The 19,626-nt window shown below is 55.2% G+C and carries 18 protein-coding genes; 2 read left to right on the top strand and 16 right to left on the bottom strand.

Annotation, left to right across the window (positions count from 1 at the left end):
* Positions 1-7: 7 nt before the first annotated feature.
* The 8 genes from AC2FJB_RS21490 to dctP form a co-directional block, all read right to left on the bottom strand.
* The gene (locus AC2FJB_RS21490) at positions 8-1,255 is read right to left on the bottom strand and encodes a sarcosine oxidase subunit beta family protein (RefSeq protein WP_142638794.1); all 1,248 of its coding nucleotides are present in this window, start codon (positions 1,253-1,255) and stop codon (positions 8-10) included.
* 320 nt (positions 1,256-1,575) lie between these two features.
* Entirely contained in the window at positions 1,576-2,586 is a 1,011-nt protein-coding gene (locus AC2FJB_RS21485) for an Ldh family oxidoreductase (RefSeq protein ID WP_142638792.1), read from the bottom strand.
* Positions 2,587-2,706: 120 nt separating this feature from the next.
* Complete coding sequence (locus AC2FJB_RS21480; protein WP_246097272.1) at positions 2,707-3,567, bottom strand: dihydrodipicolinate synthase family protein; 861 nt, start codon at positions 3,565-3,567, stop codon at positions 2,707-2,709.
* A 50-nt stretch (positions 3,568-3,617) separates the two neighbouring features.
* A complete protein-coding gene (locus AC2FJB_RS21475) occupies positions 3,618-4,766 on the bottom strand; it encodes a mandelate racemase/muconate lactonizing enzyme family protein (RefSeq protein ID WP_316296884.1) in 1,149 nt (382 codons plus the stop codon).
* 31 nt (positions 4,767-4,797) lie between these two features.
* The gene (locus tag AC2FJB_RS21470; protein WP_142638786.1) at positions 4,798-6,066 is read right to left on the bottom strand and encodes an FAD-dependent oxidoreductase; all 1,269 of its coding nucleotides are present in this window, start codon (positions 6,064-6,066) and stop codon (positions 4,798-4,800) included.
* Between the two features lie 145 nt (positions 6,067-6,211).
* Positions 6,212-7,504 (bottom strand): TRAP transporter large permease, encoded by a 1,293-nt coding sequence (locus AC2FJB_RS21465; protein WP_142638783.1) that lies wholly within the window; start codon positions 7,502-7,504, stop codon positions 6,212-6,214.
* A complete protein-coding gene (locus AC2FJB_RS21460) occupies positions 7,498-8,085 on the bottom strand; it encodes a TRAP transporter small permease (RefSeq protein ID WP_496819053.1) in 588 nt (195 codons plus the stop codon). The genes AC2FJB_RS21465 and AC2FJB_RS21460 overlap by 7 nt, the downstream gene beginning before the upstream one ends.
* Positions 8,086-8,166: 81 nt before the next feature.
* Positions 8,167-9,168 (bottom strand): TRAP transporter substrate-binding protein DctP, encoded by a 1,002-nt coding sequence (dctP, locus tag AC2FJB_RS21455; protein ID WP_496720782.1) that lies wholly within the window; start codon positions 9,166-9,168, stop codon positions 8,167-8,169.
* Positions 9,169-9,364: 196 nt separating this feature from the next.
* Between dctP and AC2FJB_RS21450 the strand changes: the two genes are divergently transcribed.
* A complete protein-coding gene (locus AC2FJB_RS21450; RefSeq protein WP_496720783.1) occupies positions 9,365-10,375 on the top strand; it encodes a LacI family DNA-binding transcriptional regulator in 1,011 nt (336 codons plus the stop codon).
* A gap of 219 nt (positions 10,376-10,594) precedes the next feature.
* Here the strand turns inward: AC2FJB_RS21450 and AC2FJB_RS21445 are convergent, their stop codons facing one another.
* From AC2FJB_RS21445 to AC2FJB_RS21410, 8 genes are all read right to left on the bottom strand, one after another.
* Positions 10,595-11,509, bottom strand: a complete 915-nt coding sequence (locus tag AC2FJB_RS21445; protein WP_106607284.1) for a dihydrodipicolinate synthase family protein — start codon at positions 11,507-11,509, stop codon at positions 10,595-10,597.
* 18 nt (positions 11,510-11,527) lie between these two features.
* Positions 11,528-13,033 carry an aldehyde dehydrogenase (NADP(+)) gene (locus AC2FJB_RS21440; RefSeq protein ID WP_142638776.1) on the bottom strand — a complete coding sequence of 502 codons (1,506 nt, stop codon included), beginning with the start codon at positions 13,031-13,033 and terminating at the stop codon, positions 11,528-11,530.
* 12 nt (positions 13,034-13,045) lie between these two features.
* Positions 13,046-14,194 carry a fumarylacetoacetate hydrolase family protein gene (locus AC2FJB_RS21435; RefSeq protein ID WP_106607286.1) on the bottom strand — a complete coding sequence of 383 codons (1,149 nt, stop codon included), beginning with the start codon at positions 14,192-14,194 and terminating at the stop codon, positions 13,046-13,048.
* Between the two features lie 38 nt (positions 14,195-14,232).
* Entirely contained in the window at positions 14,233-14,898 is a 666-nt protein-coding gene (locus AC2FJB_RS21430) for an RraA family protein (RefSeq protein ID WP_496720786.1), read from the bottom strand.
* 33 nt (positions 14,899-14,931) lie between these two features.
* Entirely contained in the window at positions 14,932-15,660 is a 729-nt protein-coding gene (locus tag AC2FJB_RS21425; RefSeq protein WP_106607586.1) for an SDR family NAD(P)-dependent oxidoreductase, read from the bottom strand.
* Positions 15,661-15,829: 169 nt separating this feature from the next.
* Positions 15,830-16,672 (bottom strand): fumarylacetoacetate hydrolase family protein, encoded by an 843-nt coding sequence (locus AC2FJB_RS21420; protein ID WP_106607288.1) that lies wholly within the window; start codon positions 16,670-16,672, stop codon positions 15,830-15,832.
* A 12-nt stretch (positions 16,673-16,684) separates the two neighbouring features.
* Positions 16,685-17,431 carry an SDR family oxidoreductase gene (locus AC2FJB_RS21415; protein ID WP_106607289.1) on the bottom strand — a complete coding sequence of 249 codons (747 nt, stop codon included), beginning with the start codon at positions 17,429-17,431 and terminating at the stop codon, positions 16,685-16,687.
* Positions 17,432-17,456: 25 nt separating this feature from the next.
* Positions 17,457-18,629: a pyridoxal phosphate-dependent aminotransferase gene (locus tag AC2FJB_RS21410; protein ID WP_496720788.1), complete on the bottom strand. Its 1,173-nt coding sequence runs from the start codon at positions 18,627-18,629 to the stop codon at positions 17,457-17,459.
* A gap of 110 nt (positions 18,630-18,739) precedes the next feature.
* On the opposite strand from AC2FJB_RS21410, the gene AC2FJB_RS21405 reads away from it, so the two are divergent.
* Complete coding sequence (locus AC2FJB_RS21405; RefSeq protein WP_106607291.1) at positions 18,740-19,165, top strand: Lrp/AsnC family transcriptional regulator; 426 nt, start codon at positions 18,740-18,742, stop codon at positions 19,163-19,165.
* The last annotated feature ends 461 nt before the right edge of the window (positions 19,166-19,626 follow it).

Genomic DNA, 19,626 nt, shown 5'->3' with positions numbered 1-19,626 from the left:
CCGCTCCTTACTGCCGGTTGGGGTTCGGGCCTTGGCCCTTTTCATCAAGCAGGTAACCGGTCCGGAACCGGTCAAGACGATAGGGCTTGGCAAGTTTATGCGGCTGTTCGGTGCTTAGAAGATGAGCAAAGCATTCGCCGGCTGCGGGAGTTGCTTTGAATCCGCCGTAGCACCAGCCGCCGTTCAAATAGAGACCCTTGATCGGCGTTTCGTCGATCACCGCATGGCCATCCATGGACATATCCTGCAAACCGCCCCATGCCCGCAAAAGACGAGCGCGCGACAGCATTGGGAACAAGGTCACAGCGGCTTCAATCACCGATTCAAAGACCGGCAGGTTGCCCCGCTGCGCGCAGGAATTGTACTGATCCAGGTCGCCTCCCATAACCAGGCCGCCTTTGTCCGACTGCGAAATATAGAAGTGACCTGCGCCATAATTGACTTGGCCGGGAATGATGGGCTTCAGCCCTTCAGACACGAAAGCCTGAAGAACATGGCTTTCGATTGGGGTGCGAATGCCTGCCATGTCCATCACTCGGCTGGTATTTCCAGCTACCGAGACACCAACCTTCTTTGCGCCGATGGACCCGCGGGTTGTCTCAATCCCCAGGACCTTACCTTGCTCAATCCGGAACCCCGTCACTTCGCAATTTTGAAGGATATCTACTCCGCGCCTGTCGGCCGACCGCGCATATCCCCAGACCACTGCGTCATGGCGGGCGGTGCCACCGCGCCGGTGAAGATAGGCACCCGTGATAGGGAAACGTCCGTCGAAATTCATCGAGGGGTACATCTTGCGCAGCTTCTCAGGCCCCAAAATCTCGCCATCTGTGCCTTGCATCCGCATGATGTTGGTTTTGCGATAGTGGTCGTCCCTCTCTGAGTCGTTGTGGTGCAGGAACAGCAAGCCACGCTGTGAGTGCATGACATTGAAGTTCAACTCCCGCTCCATCTTTTCCCACAGGCCAACACTGTGATCATAGAAGCGGGTATTTGGAGGCAAAGTGTAGTCACCACGCACAATTGTCGTGTTACGCCCAGCATTGCCGGACCCAATCCAGCCTTTCTCGACCACTGCGATGCTTTTCTCACCATATTTCGTCACCAGGTAATGTGCAGTGGCCAACCCGTGGCCTCCGCCGCCAATGACAATGATGTCGTAATTGGGCTTGGGTTCCGGATTGCGCCAAGCAGGCTTCCAACCTCTTTGGCCATTCAAGGCCTCTCTGATGACTCTTAGTCCTGAGTACCTCATGGCATTCTTTTCCTTTATGGCACGGGTGCCCATTTGGCACCCAGTTCGTGGAACCGGCCAGTTTCAACGCTGATGTGGGCAATGCCGAATCCCATGTTCTGGAACGCTTAATGCTCATAAGTTAATCGATTAACTTTCAATTCGTCAATCACCTTCAACGCCAATAGGAGTCGCAGTTCAAGTATCGCTTACAGTGCTGGGCGTTCGCCCGGGTGGGCGGACGCGTGCCCGATACTTGCGTATCGGGCGGGTGAACGCGATCAAACGCGACACGCTCTAAAAGGTAACTCAGGCAACCAAATGGCGATCTTGTGCCTGATTCACGAATCGGGACGACTACAAAGCTCTTGAATTGTGGCGATAAGTTTCGCGTCTACGGCACGGTTGGTTGTATCATTGCGGTTGTTGTGGCGCCTTGCGCCCGGCAGACGCGATCCCGGAATTGCCTCGTATTTGTCAAAAAACTTTTCGCAATGGTCCTCCCAACCTTCACCGGCCAGTAGTGATGGCGAAAATGCCAGGAAAAACTCTCCCCCACGGGGAGGGCCACCATCACCGTTGTCGGCATCTTGCGCTTCAAAGCTAAACCGTTCACCGGTCGCACCAGCCGCCAAGAGTTCAACCATCGTTGCAATAGCAGAACCCTTGTGCCCTCCGAAGGGAAGCAAAACGCCTTTCAAGATTGCTGCCGGATCGGTGGTTTCATTGCCATTTTCATCCAATCCGGTTCCAAGGGGGACCGAATGGCCATCTCTTGCGGCAATTGCAACATCGCCGCCGGCCATTGCGGAGGTTGCCATGTCGAATACAAATGGTGGTTTATTTTTCCGTGGCCAGGCAAATGCGAGCGGATTGGTACCAAATAAGGGCTTGTTTGAACCATGAGGTGCGACATTTGGCATATAACTTACACAAGCCATCCCTGCCAAATTTTGTTCGGCCAATGCCTCAACTTCTGGCCAAAGGGCCGCAAAATGATGCGTGTGGGTAAGAGTCATTACTGCGATACCGAACTCACTCGCTGCTTTCGCCAGCGCTGGAATACCTCGCTCGATTGCTAAGGGGGCATACCCTTCGTCGCCATTCGCGTTAACAATTACAGGTGATTTGTTGGAAATCTGCGGATCGGCGGCGCCGTTGACCTTCCCACTACGCAGGGATGCCACATATCCGGGCACTCTGAACAAGCCGTGGGAATGAGACCCGTCTCGCTCTGCAGCAACAACCGTCCGGGTCAGGGCCCCGGCGTTTTGAGGGTCGCATCCATTTTGGGTGAATGCTTCTAGTGCGAGATCATGTATCTCACTCAGCGATAGGTTTACGACGGTCATTAGAAAAGCCTCCTCAGCCGGGCAAGGAACGAAATCGAGTTGTGTAGCGCAGTATTATTCATGACTTTCTTCTTTTGGTGTCTGGGCCATTGTTTATGGCGGGTGATGTTGCGGAATATCTCAATTCAACGGCCCCAAGTGTTTCGAGAACCGTCGGATGCATGCTGCGCCAAAATCAGTCGCTGGCAATGAGGGTTCTCGGCTGCCGCCAAGCTCAATTCCCAAACGCGCTGCGGCCAGCATCTTTCCATAGGTCAGGAAATGTGGAATTCCCTGCATGATAAAGCAGAGAACCGGCAATAGATCGGCATATAGCTTATCGGCCCGCTCTTCGGTCCCAGCAGTGAATTCAGCGAAAATTTCGCTGGTCTTATCTACCGTATCAATCGCCGGGATCAGCCCACTGGCACCCGCGCGCAGGTTGTCAGGTAATTCCAGTCCGCAGCGACCATTGAAAAGCATCACGCTATCCCCGAGCTCTGACGCAACAGACTCAAGATTGACGGCGTTGCATTCCAGTTTCGCGATGGTGAAATTTTCGTGGTCATTCGCAAGCGCGATCAAGCTCTGGTTACTTAGTCCGAAGCCAAGGAACTCCGGCGCGTTCTGAATCCCAACCGGGCAATCGACCGCCGAGATAATCTCGGAGAAAAAGCCCGCCAGCTTTGCATCGTCCATTTTCTGCGAGGGAGGCTGGAGCATCAGTGCCGACACGCCGCTTTGAATTGCTCGCTTCGAAAACTCAATCTGCTCGGTGATCGTATCGCCATAGACGGTCGCCAAGAGCGGTTTGCGTCCTTCAATGCGCTCCGCGACGACTTCAAGGACCTCGATGCGCTCATCGAATGTCAGCTTCGAGACCTCCGTACCCAGCCCCAGAATCGCAACTCCGGCAGCCTGGGTGCCCAAAGCCGCATCCACCTGACGCCGAAACGGATCCTGGCGCAATACACCGCGATCGTCAAAGAACGCATAGAGCATTGGATAAATGCCGGGCGATACGACCGCAGGTGAATTGTCTTGCAATGCTATCATGTTACCTCCAAACCATTCTTCTTGTCGTAGGCTTCTGCGGCCCGACCAACGGCGTCCTCGTTCAGGGTAAATCCAAGACCAGGGGCGGACATGACCGGAATTTTCCCGACATTTGGCGCCAGATCCGGGCTTTCGACGATGTCCTCTTGCAGGAGCTGCCACATGATCTGATTGCCATCATCCAAATTAGGAACACCCGACGCAGCTTGTATCGAGGCGCAGGTGGTAATTCCGGTCTCCCAAACACCGTGAATACACACGTTGATGTCGAACACCTGTGCTATCGCAGCGACGCGGCGGAACCCAAGAATACCTCCAGTTTCGTGCAGACCCACAGTCAGCAGGCTTGCCGCACCGCTGGAGCACATCGAGTGAGCCTCCTCTAGTGTGAACACGGACTGGTCGGCAGCAATTGGGACTGAGCAGGATTGCTTCAATGCCTTCAATGCCGGAACGCCGGCAATCGCCGAGACTGGCTGTTCAACCATCTCGAGATCATACTTGGCGAGCTTATTGATCATCACCTGGGCCTCCATCAAGTCCCAGGCCTCATTCGGGTCGATGCGAAGTCGCTTGTTGCCAATTGCCTTTCTAACAGCTTCGACATTGGCCATATCTTTCTCGTTGGTGTATCCGGCCTTGAGGTAAATCACTTCAAAGCCGTCCTGCGCCAACTGACCGGCATGTGCAGCAACCTCTTCCGTACTGTCTCCCTGGACAAACCCCATGAAACTCACCGTGTCATGGATCTTCCCACCCAACAGGGCATGAACTGGCAGGCCCACCGATTTGCCAAGTGCATCCCAAAGGGCCAATTCAACACCCGCAAACGCAATATTGCCTATTCTTGGATGAGATTGGCTGGCGTAGTGATGTCCAAAATTTTGCGTAAAGAGCTGCTTCATCAAATTGATGATTTGAGTGATGGGCTGCCCCAGCAGGACCGTTTTGGCGGTTAGTAAGAGCGTCTGGATCGCCTCTGGTGACGTCATCGTCGGGGCGGTTTCGCCGTAGCCGACGACACCCGCATCCGTTTCGATCTCAACCAGGATTGTTGTTTGACCAAGATTCTTGCCCATGGCCCAGACATAGGGTGTCTTGAACTTGGAAAAGAGCGGCGTGAAGCGAATATCTTTTATTTTCATGATCTTGTCTTCCAGTAGGTTTATCTTCGGTCTAGTGTGATCGAGTTACTGCATAGCTGGATGCGTCCAAGGGTGTGGGCTTTCCCATGATGAGATCAGCAAGCAACTCTGCCGACCCGGTGGCGAGGGTCCAACCCAGATGGCCGTGCCCGGTATTGACCCAAAGCCCCTTGCTGGATGTTTCGCCGATATAGGGCAGACCGTCAGCACTCATCGGGCGGAATCCAGTCCACGGCTCTCGCTTGCAGCCGTCAAGCGTCTGCGCAAGGTTGGGGTAAATGGATTTGGTCAGGCGATCGAGTTGCCGGATTATTTTGGGGCTTAGAGTGTCGTCATGCCCGGCGAATTCGGCAATTCCAACTGCGCGCAATTTGCCATTAATTGGAACAATCCCAACATGCATCCCTTCGTCGATAACGGGATACGAAGGCAGGTCGTTGACGCCGGTTGTATCGTATGTGACCGAGTACCCTTTGACGGGGCGCACCAAGATTGATCTTGCGTCGTTTGCAGCCAATTTTCTTGTATTGGCCCCAAGGGCCAGAATGGTATTCTTCGCCCGAATATCTCCGATTGTTGTACGCGCGCCGATGACCCTGTCGCCTGACATCAGCAGTTCATTGGCTTGGCAACTAACATGTATTATCTGACCAGAAGCGACGAGGTCATCGCGGAGGATTTGACAGAATTTTCGCGAGTCCGCCACCACATCAGCGGAAAAACGAATTCCGCCTGCCAGCTGCGGGGCCAGCGCTTGAAGGTGCGGCTCAGCCTCAACAGTTTGATCAGGCGTTAGTGCCTCCCAATCTAGCCCAACCTCACTGAGGTGACGATTGGATCTGATCTGGGCTTCCAGACCTGGTTGGTCGCGGTAGATTTTGATGGTGCCACATTTTTTGGCTTCGAATTGGTCTGCGTATCCTTTGTAGTATTCCTCAAAGATATCCATGGAGAAGAGCGCCAGTTCGAGCAACCGGCGCGTATGGAGTTCGTGCAGATACGGCTTTGAGTTCTTCAGAAAGTGCAGGCCCCATTTGAACAGGGACGGGATAGCTTTCGGCTTGATCCGCAGTGCGGAATTTTGTGTCACGATTGACCTCAAAAGCGTGGGTAATATCCCTGGCGAATTCCATGGCATGGTCTGTGAAGGCACCAGCATCGCACCGTTTGCAAAGTTGGCACCGAGACCGACATCTTCGTTGGCCTCCACCAACACGACCGAGCAGCCGCGTTTGGCCAATCGGTGGGCCGTTGTGATGCCAATCAGCCCACCGCCGATTATGAGCGCGTCCGCTTTCACGGCTTGTCCGTGATATGAGCGTGGGCCGCGAAGTCAAAATTGGCTTTCGGAGCCAGAATTTCAGCAACGACGACCGTCGCCCGGTTTGAAGGAACAGAGTTTTGCATACCAACTTCTTTCTATTCTGGCTGGTGTTTTCGCGGCGCTAGGAGCCGAAGAACATGTTCGGCAACCACAGAGCGATCCCAGGGATAAACGTGGTGATCAGCAAAGTTGGCAGCCAAGCAAACACGATGAAAATCAGTGTCGGCCAGATCAGTTGTCGGACCGGCACGTCTGTCACTTGCGATCCGAGATACAGAAGCGGTGCCGTTGGCGGCGTGATGTTGCCCATGCCAAGATTAACACCAAGAACTGCGGCAAAGTGGATTGGATCCATTCCAGCTCCAACAGCGATGGGTAGCAGAAGCGATGCGCTCAGGATGATTCCGCTGATATCGTCCATCAGCATACCAATCAGAAGCATGACCAGATTGAGCATCAGGAAAATCACTATTGGGTTATCTGAAATGGAATAGATCAGATCCTCGGCGAGACCGGGAATATCTTCGAAAATCAGGAAGCGGCTGGCGATTAAGACTGTGAAGATCATGACCATGACCACGCCGATCGTGATCGCCGAGTGTTTCATACTTTCATAGAAGGTTTTGAGTGTCAGGCCGCGGTAGACAAAGAAGCCCACCGGAATGGCATAAATTACGGCGACGCCAGCGGCTTCGGTGGGCGTCATGATGCCACCATAAATGCCGCCCAGAATGATCAGTGGCATCAGGATCGCCGGTGTTGCGATGGCTGTTTTACCAGCAAGTGCACGGAAGAAACGGTCCGGAACTTCGGTAACCTGAATTTCGGTATCCTTCCGAAGGATCACGAAATTCACGATGATCAACAGGGTCGTAAGGATCAGCCCTGGTACGACCGTTGCGAGGAAACATTCAAGAACGTTCAACTGACCGACCCAGGCATAGAGCAACTGCGCGCCGCTTGGCGGGATCAATAGGCCTAAGGGGCTTGCACAGATCACCAATGCGCCGGAAATGCCTGCGGGATACCGTGCCTTGCGCAGATGCGGCATGATGATCGAACCGATGCAAGTCAATGTGGCCGCACCACTGCCCGAGATTGCGCCGAACATCGCACTGGCCACGACCGAGGCAGCACTTAGCCCGCCGCGGAGATGGCCGAACATGAGCTCGGCAATCTCAACGATCGGTTTTGCAATTTTGCCCCGCTGCATAATATCGCCAGCCATGATGAAAAGAGGAATGGCCAGCAGGATAACTGAATTCATCTTCCAGTGGCCCGTCGCGAAGAACCCAGAGACATCGTACCCTCCGGTATAGGCCAGAAGGATCAGCACACCGCCAAAGGCCAATGGAACCGAGACGCCGATTGCCAGCAGAACGCAGATAAGGATTATGGCGATGAGGATTACCATGTCACAACCTCCTCCTCATCGGGCTCTGCCCGTCGCGCATTCTCCATGGCCTCGGCATATCGATCGGGGCCCACGCGCAGCATCAGGAAGATCGACAAGGCGCTGTAGAACGCCATGAACACGAACCCCACGAAAATTCCAAAGCGTGGAACAATAAACGGAATCTTCAGGGCGATGGTGGTTTTCCATCCAGGATATGCCGCGATCTCATCCGCAATCATCAGCCAGGCCCAGTAAACAAGTACCAGCGTTATCGACAACTCGATGATCTGGATCACGAGCTTGCGAAGCCACAGCAGTGTTGAATTTTCGGTGACTGTATCAAGAAGATCAGCATTGATCTGCTTGTCGTAGTAAGTGCCAAGCGCACTGCCCAAGAAGAAGATCCAGAAGCAGATCGGCATGAGCCATTCTTCGTAGGCAAAAAGATCGCGTTCCAGAACATAGCGAAACAGCACAACGAAAAAGAATGTGATCGGCAGTATCGGAAGAGCGACGCTCACCAGGACCGACTTGATCCAAACCATCAGCCGAACGAGCCGGCTCAGACCGGGTGGCAATGTATCTTCAAATAGCACCATCGAAAGTTCACTCCCCGTTAAGAGGGGGATGCCAGACAATCACGGCATCCCCAATTAATGAGCAACCAAAGAAAATCTTGGTTACTTGGCGGTCAGCTCGTCGATAAGGTCCTGCCCAACCACGTCCGCCAGTTCCGGCCAGACGTTTTCCTGTATGTGGGCGACCATCGCAGCGCGCTCTTCAGGGCTGTACTCAAGGATTTCCCAGCCGGCTTCTTTCAACTGCTCGACGAAGCCTTGATTGCGCTCCCAGGATGTGTTGATCGCAACGTTGGCGGCTCTCTCGGCGGCGGCCCGGATAACGTCACGCTGTTCCTGGTTCAACTTCTCCCAGGACTTGCCACTGGCATAGAATGATGACGCTTCGATAGCCGTGTTCACGGGAATAAAGTATTTCCCAACTCCGGCGGCCGCGAAGGTCGAATAGGCCCATTCCGGCGTACAGCAGATCGCTCCGTCGATGACGCCAGATTGGAGCGCTGGCAGAACCTCCGCCCAGTTCATCGTTGTCGTCCGGTACCCGAGGCTTTCGGTGGTCTTTTTGGCGACCTCTGAACTCCAGACGCGGATGTTCACGCCCTTATCACCGAAACCGGCATAATCGGTAGGTTTTTCGTTCGCGACAATACCGACCAACCCTTCGCCGGTATTGGCAAGATAGACCAGCCCCAGGTCGTCCATGATCCCGGCCAGAATCGTATTCAGCTTGGACTCCGGGTTTCCATAGACCGCTTTCAAATCGTCAAAAGTTGTCACCAACCCTGGCAGGTTCATGATTTCCAGCCGAGGATCGGCCTGAGCGTAGATGAACGCTTGTACAAGGTCGATATTGCCGCGAACGGCATCCTCGATCAGCTCTTCGCCGGATCCCAATTGTGCGGCCGGGAAATAGGAGATTTTCACGCCTACGTCTGCGTCTTCAATCTCTTTGATCATGTTTTCGACAATCTCGTGGCCAAAGTGGTTGACTGGATAGGTCCCGGCCAATTTCAGCCTGACCGTGTCGGCGAGGGCTGTTGTTGCAAGTAGGCCTGACAACGCCAGCCCCGAGATTATGCCGAATGCATATTTTCCGAGTTTCATAGTTTTCCTCCCGTTGAAACTGCGCTTGCGCTCCGGAATGCGTAAACTGCTTTCCGTCGGTGCCGCTTCAAGTTAATCGATTAACTTTTACAAATCAAATTAAATCGATTAACTCTGACTTCTCATGGGCAACTTGCCAAAAAACCGTTGGAAGTTCTTGCCCTACGCAATCATAACTATAGGAAAAATAATAAGAATGCAGAAGCCGACCCTTAGTCAAATCGCAAAACAGTTAGGACTTTCCACCGCAACTGTCTCTTTGGCGATGAAGGAAAACAGCCGAATCTCGGACCAGACGCGCGCCAGGGTCAAAGAAGCACTGCGCGAATCTGGCTATGTCTATCAGCGTTCCGCGGCAGGATTGAGGAAGTCAAAGACCGACACGGTGGGTATCGTGCTTAACAACGTGTCCGACCCGTCCTTCAGCGAGATTTTGAGAGCGATTGAAGGTGAACTTGCCAAGGAAGGAAAAACGGTCTTCTTGTGCAATACGGATGAAAAAGTGGAGAGACAATCCGAATTCATCAGGAAAATGTCTGAGTACAATGCAGATGGCATCGTCCTAGTTCCTGCGATGGGAACTCAGGCGACCGACCTGGAAGAGATGAAGAAATTCAGCCCCCCAATAGTGTGTGTCTCGCGAGAGATCAGTGGCTATCCCATCGATTCAGTCGTGGCTGATGAGACAATTGCGGGTTACACGGCGGCAAAACATCTGCTTAAACTTGGTCACAGACGCATTGCCGTTGTTGGCGGCACAGTCAATATTTCCCCATTTAACCGTCGCATGAAAGGCATCAGGCAAGCATTTGACGAAGCGGGGCAAGAGTTTGATCGTGCGCTTGTTTTCGAATGCCGCCCTGTTCGTGCTCAGGGATACGAAGCAGCGGCGAGAATTCTGGATGTCGAAGATCCGCCGACTGCTGCCATCGGATATAATGCTATCGTCACCCTTGGACTGAAAGCCGGTTTGCAGAGGTTGGGAAAAAAAATCGGAGAAGATTTCTCGTTGATCGCGAACGAGGGGATCGATGAGTTGCAACACACCAATCCGCCGCTGAGTACGACAAGCATTGATCTGCAAGAGATGGGGAGAGTTGTCATTCAACATCTGCTAAGCCGTATCTCGGATCCGACAGCGCCAACTAAACTCACTCTCATCCCGACTGAGTTGATCCTGACTGATAGCGTTAGCCCACATCGTTAGAGCGTGTCGTATTTGATCGTATTGATTTCGACCAAGTGCAGTATACGGTCTCGTTGGGTTGAGAAGAATGTGGGAGCGGCCTATGTCGCGAACGTGAAAATCACCGGCTCCTCCCGCAAGGCACCAATCCAAGAACTGTTCTCATCATGCCATAGTTGGCCGAGCGGGGCAGTTGCGGCCTATGTTTTTGGTTCAACGATGCAACCGCCCAGTCTTACTTCACTTGCCCCAGGACAGGACGAGCGGATCAATCGGCCGAAGAATATCCAAGAGCCCCGCAAGGGTCTCAGGATGCAACGGTGCAATCGGGTGGCGGCAGCAGTCGGAATTGATCACCCCCCCCTCCATCATCGCGGCCTTTGAGGCGCGCCAAAGGCACTGGCGGTTTTCGAAGTTGATCACCGGCAGCACCTGACGGTAGACTTCGGATGCACCTTCGCGGTTGCCTTCGGCGTGCAAAGCCAGAATGGGCTTGATCTTGTCGGGAATTGTGGCAGAGGTCATGGTGCCAGTAGCTCCGGCATCCAAGTCGGCCATCAATGTGATACCTTCTTCACCGTCGAAGGGGCCTTGAATCGCGTCACCGCCTGCAGCAATAAGCTCGCGCAGCTTACCGGTTGCCGGAATGCACTCGATCTTAAAGAGCTTCACCATCTCGATTTCGCGGGCCATCCTGACCAGAAGCGGCACAGTCAGATCATTGCCGGCCATCGGCGCATCCTGCACCATGATCGGGATGCCCACCTCGCCGACCGCTTCAAACTGCTGAAAAATTTGCTCCGGCGTCCCCCGCAGCGTTGTCCCGTGATAGGGGGGCATCAGCATCACCATGCTGGCGCCAAGCGATTTCGCGAGACGCGCGCGCTCCACCGCAATCTGGGTTGCGAAGTGGCTGACAGTCACGATCACCGGCACCCGGTGCGCCACATGTTCCAGCGACAATCGAGTCAGCACTTCGCGCTCTTCATCAGACAGCACAAACTGCTCGGAGTAATTCGCAAGGATGCAGATGCCATCGACGCCCGCATCGATCATGAAGTCGAGCACGCGCTTCATACCCTCAAGGTCGAGTGTTCCATCGTCATGAAAAGGGGTCGGGGCAACCGGCCAGATGCCTTTGTACATTTTAGCCATAATATTATCCTTGGACGTTCATTTCAGATCTTGAGGCAGCAGTGCCTCTGGCATGTTTTGGAAGCATACAGGCCGAAGGAAACGTCGGATCGACAGAGTACCCACCGAGGTCGCACCAAAATTTGTCGAGGCCGGATAGGGGCCGCCATGGACCATCGTGTCAGATACTTCGACGCCGGTCGGAAAGCCGTTGACCAAAACTCGCCCCGCCTTGCGCTCAAGGATTGGCATCAAGGCCTGCGCCTGGGCGGTGTCGTCTTCACTCATATGGACGGTGCAGGTCAGCTGCCCTTTAAGTCCCTTCGCAACAGCAGTCATTTCGGCCGCATCTTCTGCTTCGACAACCAGGCCCAGCGGACCGAAGACTTCCTCGGCCAACGCATCATTTGCCAACCACTCACGCGCAGTGACGCGGAAAAGGTACGGCGTTGCATTGCGCAGGACGCAGGTGGTGGTGAGGATTCCCTGCACGCTGGAATTGGCGCGGATCCGGTCGCGCCCATCGCGATAGGCTGCGGCGATCCCGTCAGTCAGCATTGTCTGCGCGCCAACCTGCTCCAATGCCTTGGTAGCTGCCGCAACAAAACGTTCGGCATCTGCGCCCGACTGCACGACGGCAATCCCTGGATTGGTGCAGAACTGGCCGGCTCCCATAGTCAAGGAGCCGGACCAGCCCTCGCCCATTGCCTCAGCACGGGAGGAGAGAGATCGTGGCAGCAGGAACATCGGATTGACTGAGCCAAGTTCGCCAAAGAACGGGATAGGCTCTTCGCGGGATGCGCACAGATCGAACAGGGCCCGCCCGCCACCCAGCGAACCGGTAAAGCCAACCGCCCTAACCAATGGATGCTGAACCAGCGCAGCTCCTACGTTCCGCTTGCCTCCTTGGATCAGGTTGAACACGCCAGGGTGCAGATCCATCGCCTTCACGGCCTTGTCGATGGCTTGAGCCACCAGCTCCCCCGTTCCCGGGTGCGCTGAGTGGCCTTTGACCACTACAGGGCAGCCTGCGGCCAATGCTGCTGCGGTGTCACCCCCTGCGGTCGAGAAGGCCAGTGGAAAATTCGAAGCACCAAAGACCGCAACCGGGCCAATGGGCCGCTGAACCATATACAGCTCAGGCCGCGGCAGCGGCTGCCGGTCAGGCAAGGCGCTGTCATGGCGACGGTCCAGATAATCGCCTTTCAGGATATGCTCTGCGAACAAGCGCAGCTGGCCGACAGTCCGACCGCGCTCACCGGTCAAGCGAGCCTCGGGCAAACCTGTCTCCTGGCTTCCGATCTCAGTGATTTCATCTCCAAGGGCGTCAATTTCATCCGCAATCCGGTGCAGGAACGCCGCACGTTTTTCCACGCCAGAGTAGCCATAGGACCAGAAAGCCTCTTCAGCCGCCTCACAGGCACGTCCGACAAGATCCACCGTTCCGACAGCAAAGTTATGGGCGGAGCCGTGAGCAGGCTGTGATGAAAAAGTGCTGGCGCTGCCTAGCCATTCGCCGGCAATCAGATGTTTTCCGTTTAGCATGAGTGTCTCCGTTCAGAGCAGGCCACGGCGGGCCAAATTGCGCATCAGATGCGAGGCTGCGAAGTCCCAGGGCGGGCATTCGGTAGAAAGGCGCACGGTATTGACCAAAGCACCCAGATCAGAGTTTGAAATGGTCACGACGTCGCCCATTTTGTGCGTGAAACCACCCCCGGGGTGATCACGGTCCTGGGTTGGAGCGAAAAGGGTTCCCATCATCAGCATGAAACCATCGGGATACTGGTGGTGCGCACCATAAGCCTGCCCAACCAGGTCAAGCGGGTCGCGGCTGATCTCGGCCATTGTGCTGTGACCGTCCATCACAAAGCCATCCTCCCCGGTAACCCGCAAATCAAGTTCCGCTTTACGCACATCCGCGATCGAATAGGTTCCATCAAAGAGGCGAATGGCAGGTCCTACCGAGCTGGCAGCATTGTTGTCTTTTGCCTTTCCAAGCAGCAGCGCCGAGCGGCCTTCGACATCGCGAAGGTTCACGTCGTTGCCGAGCGTGGCACCCTTGACCTCACCCCGGCTGTTTATCGCCAGAACCACCTCCGGTTCCGGGTTATTCCAGCGCGACATTGGATGCAGGCCGACGCTTGCACCCCAGCCAACCGAAGACAGCGCTTGAGCCTTGGAGAAAACTTCTGCATCCGGGCCAATTCCGACTTCAAGGTATTGCGACCAGGCTTCCTCGGCGAGAAGCGCGTTCTTCAATTGAATTGCTTGGTCTGACCCGGGAACAATCCCGGTCAGGCTATCGCCTAAAATAGTCTCGCAGCGCCCGCGGATCACCTTGGCCTTGGTAGGATCACCGAGTGCCTGCTCTTCAATCACCCGCTCCAACATTGAGGATACAAAGGTCACGCCACATGCTTTAACTGGCTGCAGATCGCAGGGCGCCAGAAAATAGGGTAATTTAGGATCAGGCCGTTCGACGGAACTCTCCTCGAGCTCGCCCAGCGTGCAAACTGCTTCGCCTGAGGCAGACTTGATCCAGCCCGCCGGATCGTCCTGCTCAAGCAGGTCGCGTACTGTTGCCACTTCACGCGAGGTCACATCGACAATGCATCCGTCGCGCAAGTGGCAAACCGAAGGCCCTGAAACCGCTGGATTCCAGACCCGCAAAACAAAACAGCCCTGGTCAGGCAAACCGATATGCATATTCGTATCTCCAAGTGCTGTTACGCCAGTTTGACCGCTCAGAAGCGCCCGTAGGTCAGGTAGGCTTCTTTCGGATCCGTCCCGCTACGGATAGCCGAGCGGACCTTGTTCTCGGTGTTCATCACTTCCTCGACCTCAACCACGATCTCTTCTGCGATTTCACCTGGGATAAGGATGGCCCCATCAATGTCGGCAATCAGAAAATCCCCGGGCTTAACGACAACGTCACCGATCTGCACAGGGACTTCCATTTTGTCGACCGACCATGCGCCCACCACATCGCGGGCGGTGTAGAAGCGATGGAAAACGGGGAAACCGATGTTACGAATGAAATTGCTGTCCCGACACCCGCCATTGGTCACATATCCGCGCACACCGCGCATCTGGAGCGTCTCGGCAGACAGTTCCCCCATCATCGCGATGTCGTCAGTGTGGCCATTGCAAACTACGACATGGCCAGACGGCGCTGTTGAAAGGAAACCCGTCCAAGCCAGCAGAGCATCATCAGCACTAATCCCAGGTTTTGGTGTTCCTGAAATTGTGAAAACGGGACCAGCAAGAACATGAGTATCGTCAATCGGCCGGATGTCTTTGGGCAGAACAGTATTGTCTATCCCTCTCTCGCGCAGGGCGTCATAAACTGCACCGCTGTAGCATTTTACAAGGCGTTCGGTGAGAGCGGCTTTTTTGTCATTATCTGTCATGGGTTTTCCTCCAAGTGACTTAATTTACAAGAGTTAGTAGGTGGCCCGGCCGCCAGACAGATCGAATACAGCTCCAGTGGTGAAGGAGTTTTCAGGTGAAACCGCCCAAACGATCATCTTCGCGGCCTCTTCGACTTCCAGGAACCGGCCACGAGGGATTTTGGAAAGCATATAGTCAATGTGCTCCTGGCTCATCTGGTCGAAAATCCGGGTCCGGGCCGCAGCCGGCGTCACGCAGTTTACTGCAATATCGTAGCCAGCCAGTTCCTTGCCCAAGGACTTAGTCAAGCCGATCACCGCGGCCTTGGAAGCCGAATAGGCGGAAGCATTAGGATTGCCGTCTTTGCCTGCGATGGACGCGACATTCAGGATGCGTCCATAGCCTTGCTCTCGCATTCCAGGAACGCAGACGCGGTTCACATAGAATGTGCCGTTCAGGTTAATGTCGATGATCTTGCGCCAAGCTTCGGGATCGTAGGTGTCCAGCGGTTCGTTGGGACCTGCGATCCCAGCACTGTTGATCAAAATCGAAGGAATTCCCGCTGCCTCGCAAGTACGCTTGTAGGCCGCTTCCACCGAAGACAGATCGGTGATATCGCAGTCCACCGCGAAAGCATTGCCGCCCAGAGCAGCCATTGCGTCCCCGTTGCTTGCATCAATGTCCCAGCTGACGACCTTCGCACCTTTTTCGATCAGAAGCCGAGCCGCAGCCAGGCCTATTCCCTGCGCACCGCCGGTTACGATTGCAACTTGGTTTTCCATCACTTTGTCCTCCTGATGAAAATCACGGCTACAGGCAGCCTTCATTCACTGGGCTTGCCTTTTGAGACCGATATGGATGTAGGCCTCGGGAAAAGATGGACCGGGCAACCAATATAGCTGGCCCAGGAACAGCGCCAATGGGGTGAACGGCCTGGCGCCGGGGAGAAGGTCAGCACTGCACAACGTCCTGGCGCTGCACGCCCAGGCCTTCGATGCCGAGTTCCATCTTGTCGCCCGCCTTAAGGTATACGGGCTCAGGCTTGATCCCCATGCCCACACCCGGAGGTGTGCCGGTGGAGATGATGTCGCCTGGCTGCAGGCTCATGAACTGTGACAGGTAAGAGACGATGTGAGCCACCCCGAACACCATTGTGTTCGTGCTTCCGTCCTGGCGGCGCTCTCCGTTCACTTCCAGATACATCGGCAGATTCTGCGGGTCAGAAACCTCGTCGCGGGTCACCAGCCAAGGTCCAATAGGACCGAACGTGTCGGCAGATTTGCCCTTGGTCCACTGCCCTGCGCGCTTGTTCTGGAAATCACGTTCGGAAATGTCGTTGATCACGCAGTAGCCCGCAACATGTTCGAGAGCTTCTGCCTCATCGACATATTTTGCCTCTTTGCCAATTACGACGCCCAGTTCAACTTCCCAGTCGGTGGCCTTCGAGCCGCGGGGGATTTCTACCGTGTCGTTGGGACCGCAAATTGCCGAAGTCGCCTTGGCAAAGATCACCGGCTCCGGCGGCACCTCCAGCCCACTTTCCTCGGCATGGTCGGAGTAATTGAGCCCAATACAGATGAACTTGCCAACACCGCCGACGCAGGGCCCATAACGGTCGACCTCAACGGCAGGCAGCGACGACAGGTCAGCTTCGGCAATGCCGGCCAGGCCTTGATCCGTCAGAACCTCACCGGCAATGTCATCCACCAAGCCGGACAGATCGCGGACAACACCGTCAGCGTCGACGATACCGGGTTTTTCGTGCCCTTTCGGGCCATAACGCAAAAGTTTCATGATAGTCTCCGTTCAGAGGGCCCAGCCGCCGTCGATGATATGGGCCTGGCCCGTGGTGAATCCGCTGGCATCCGAGGCAAGGTAAACTGCAAGCGCTGCAATTTCGTCTGCATCGCCAACGCGCCCCATAGGCTGGCGCGCGATGAATTGCTCCCGCGCCGCCTCGTAATCGCCCGTGGCCCGCAACCGGTCGTGCAGCGATGGGCTATCTACGGTGCCAGGGCAGATCGCATTGCAACGGATGCCTTGGGTTACGTAGTCAGCAGCGATCGCCTTGGTCATGCCGATGACCGCTGCCTTGGACGCGCAATAAACAAAGCGGTTTGGAACGCCCTTCAAGGAGGATGCCACCGAGGACATGTTGATGATCGACCCCTTGCCCTGTTCAAGCATGCCCGGAAGGACTGCCTTACACAGGCGGTACATGGCCTTGGCATTCAGATCGAAGGCAAAGTCCCAATCTTCCTCGGTGCTATCCAGGATGCTGCCGGTATGGACAAATCCAGCGCAATTGAACAGCACATCCAGCCTACCAGCTTCAGGCAGTACCCGCTTGATGTCTTCGGGATCGGTTGCATCCAGTTTCCATGCGGTAATGCCGTCAATCGCATTGAGCTCAGCTAGCGAAGTCTCATTGATGTCTGTGGCAATGACCGAGGCGCCAGCCTGGGCAAAGGCCTCGGCGCTGGCACGCCCGATACCCTGCCCAGCGGCAGTAATCAGCGCGGTTTTACCCTCAAGGCTGAGTTGATACGTCATGTCTTTCCTCCCCGATATTGAGGCATCACTTCGAGAGGAACGGCTCGAGCCGCTTGAAGGCCTCTTCCAGCACTTCTGCCGGCTGCGCGTAGCAGAGCCGCAAATAACCTTCTCCCTGCGGACCGAACGCCACGCCCGGCGCTAGCCCGACCTTGGTCTGCTCAAGGATTTCACCAGCCGCAGCGAAGCTGTCAGTCAGCCCGTCAACTCGGAAGAAGCAGTAGAAAGCACCATCAGGCTCAATGAACTCCACCCGCGAAAAAGCGTTGAGGCGTTCTGCCGTGATTTCGTACCCAGCCTGGATCTTGCTCAGTAGGCTGGCAATTTCTTCCTCACCGTCGCGTAACGCGACAATGCCCGCTTCCTGGACAAAGCCGGCTGTGCAGGACGTGTTGAACTCGGTCAGCTGACCCAGCTTAGCCTCGAACACGGCTGGCGCCGTAATCCAGCCGAGCCGCCATCCGGTCATCGACCAGCACTTTGAAAATGAATTGACGGAGATCAGCAGATCCTCAGGCTCCGCAATAGACAGGAATGACGGCGCATGCCGACCGTGGCGGTAGAGCCGTGTATAGACATCATCAGCAACGATCCAGATGCCATGCCGACGGCAATGTTCCAGAACCCGACGCTGCTCCTCAACCGGCATAGTCCAGCCAGTAGGATTGTTGGGCGAATTGATCACTACTGCCTTGGTGCCCGGGGTCAGCGCTGCGATTAACTCTTCCACGTCCAGCGCCCAGTGAGCCTCCTTCGGCGCAATTGATACGCTTGCGATCTCAGCACCAGTTGCTTTGAAAGCACCGATGATGTTTGGCCAGCCCGGCTCCACTGCGACAACCCGGTCGCCGGGTGTTACAAGAAACTCCGCAGTCAGCATGAGGCCTTGCATACCGGAAGGAGTTACTGTGATCTGCGCCGGCTTCAGGCGGCTGCCCAATAGGTCGTTGCTGTAGGTGCAAATCGCCTGCCGCAGCGGCATCGCGCCATTATTCGGCTGGTACATGTGATTGCCGACCTTGAGCGAGGAAACTGCCGCATCCACGATCAGCGGATTGGTCGGCCAGGCTCCCTCTCCGAACCAGAGCGGCAGGACACCTCCCTGCTTCATTCCAAGTTCCGCAACCTCACGGATCTTAGAGGCTTCCAAAGCCTGCGCACGGGACGAAATCGAATTGAACAGAGCTGCGTTTTCCATAACAGAAATGTCCGTCAATACCGCTAGCTTTGTCGCCTGTTAAAACGATTGAAATCATAGGCAATCTGCCTATAACGTAGACAATCTGCTTTCCGGGAACGGCTTGAAAAATGCGTGATGAGATCGACGAGCAAATTCTTGAGACGCTGCGCCGGGACTCGCGTACTCCAATCACTGAACTGGCCAGGAAGGTGGGACGCTCCCGTACAGCGGTGCAAGCACGGCTAACGAAACTAGAGCAAACGCAGCAAATTCTAGGATACACCATCAAGGAACCCTCGACTGTTGAAACAGGCGGCCTAGGCGCAATTGTCCTGATAAGTATGGAGATCCGCAGTAAGGGAGAAGCAGCGGCACGCGAGTTTGCGAGCATGCCAGAAGTTGCAAGCTGTCTAAGAGTCATAGGAGACCACGACTTCGCGCTGCTCATCAAGCCAATCGAAAAGCCGCGTCTGAATTTCATGTTGGAGCAGATCTATAAAATCGATGGCGTCAAGCGCACCGAAACGATCATGTCACTTTCCAAAGAGTTCTAAACGACTACCGGCTTCTAAGGTTGCTGAATTATACTGGTTTAACCGAGTTGCACACCGATGAATGTCCCCAAACAGAAAGTCGTCTGCGATGCAACAAATAGCGTGCCGCGCCTGCGAGCAGATGCTGTGTCAGCAAACACCCGGAAGGGCAACGGCGGAAAAGTCCGCGTCTTGCCTATTCAAATGTGGTGCAGCGAAAGCCCGAAATGTCCAAGGACAAGAGTCCGTCCCAATCGGAACAGACCCCACATTACTCCAACCCGGTGTTCTCGCTGTTCCCGGCAACACATTCACCAGCGCGAACAATAATCAATAATGTCCTCCGTGGTTAAAGGCTGTGTCCATCATCTTCATGGACGTGGGTGGCCTGTTCGCGGGTATGGACAATCTCTTGCACCACGGCGGCAATCTTGCTGGATGAAACTTGATGCAGCTCACCGACAACGGCCTCGGCGCGCTCG

This window comes from Ruegeria sp. CDSC085, assembly GCF_059610465.1.
Note: the sequence above shows the minus strand (reverse complement) of the source record. Positions and strands in the feature narration are given on the sequence as shown.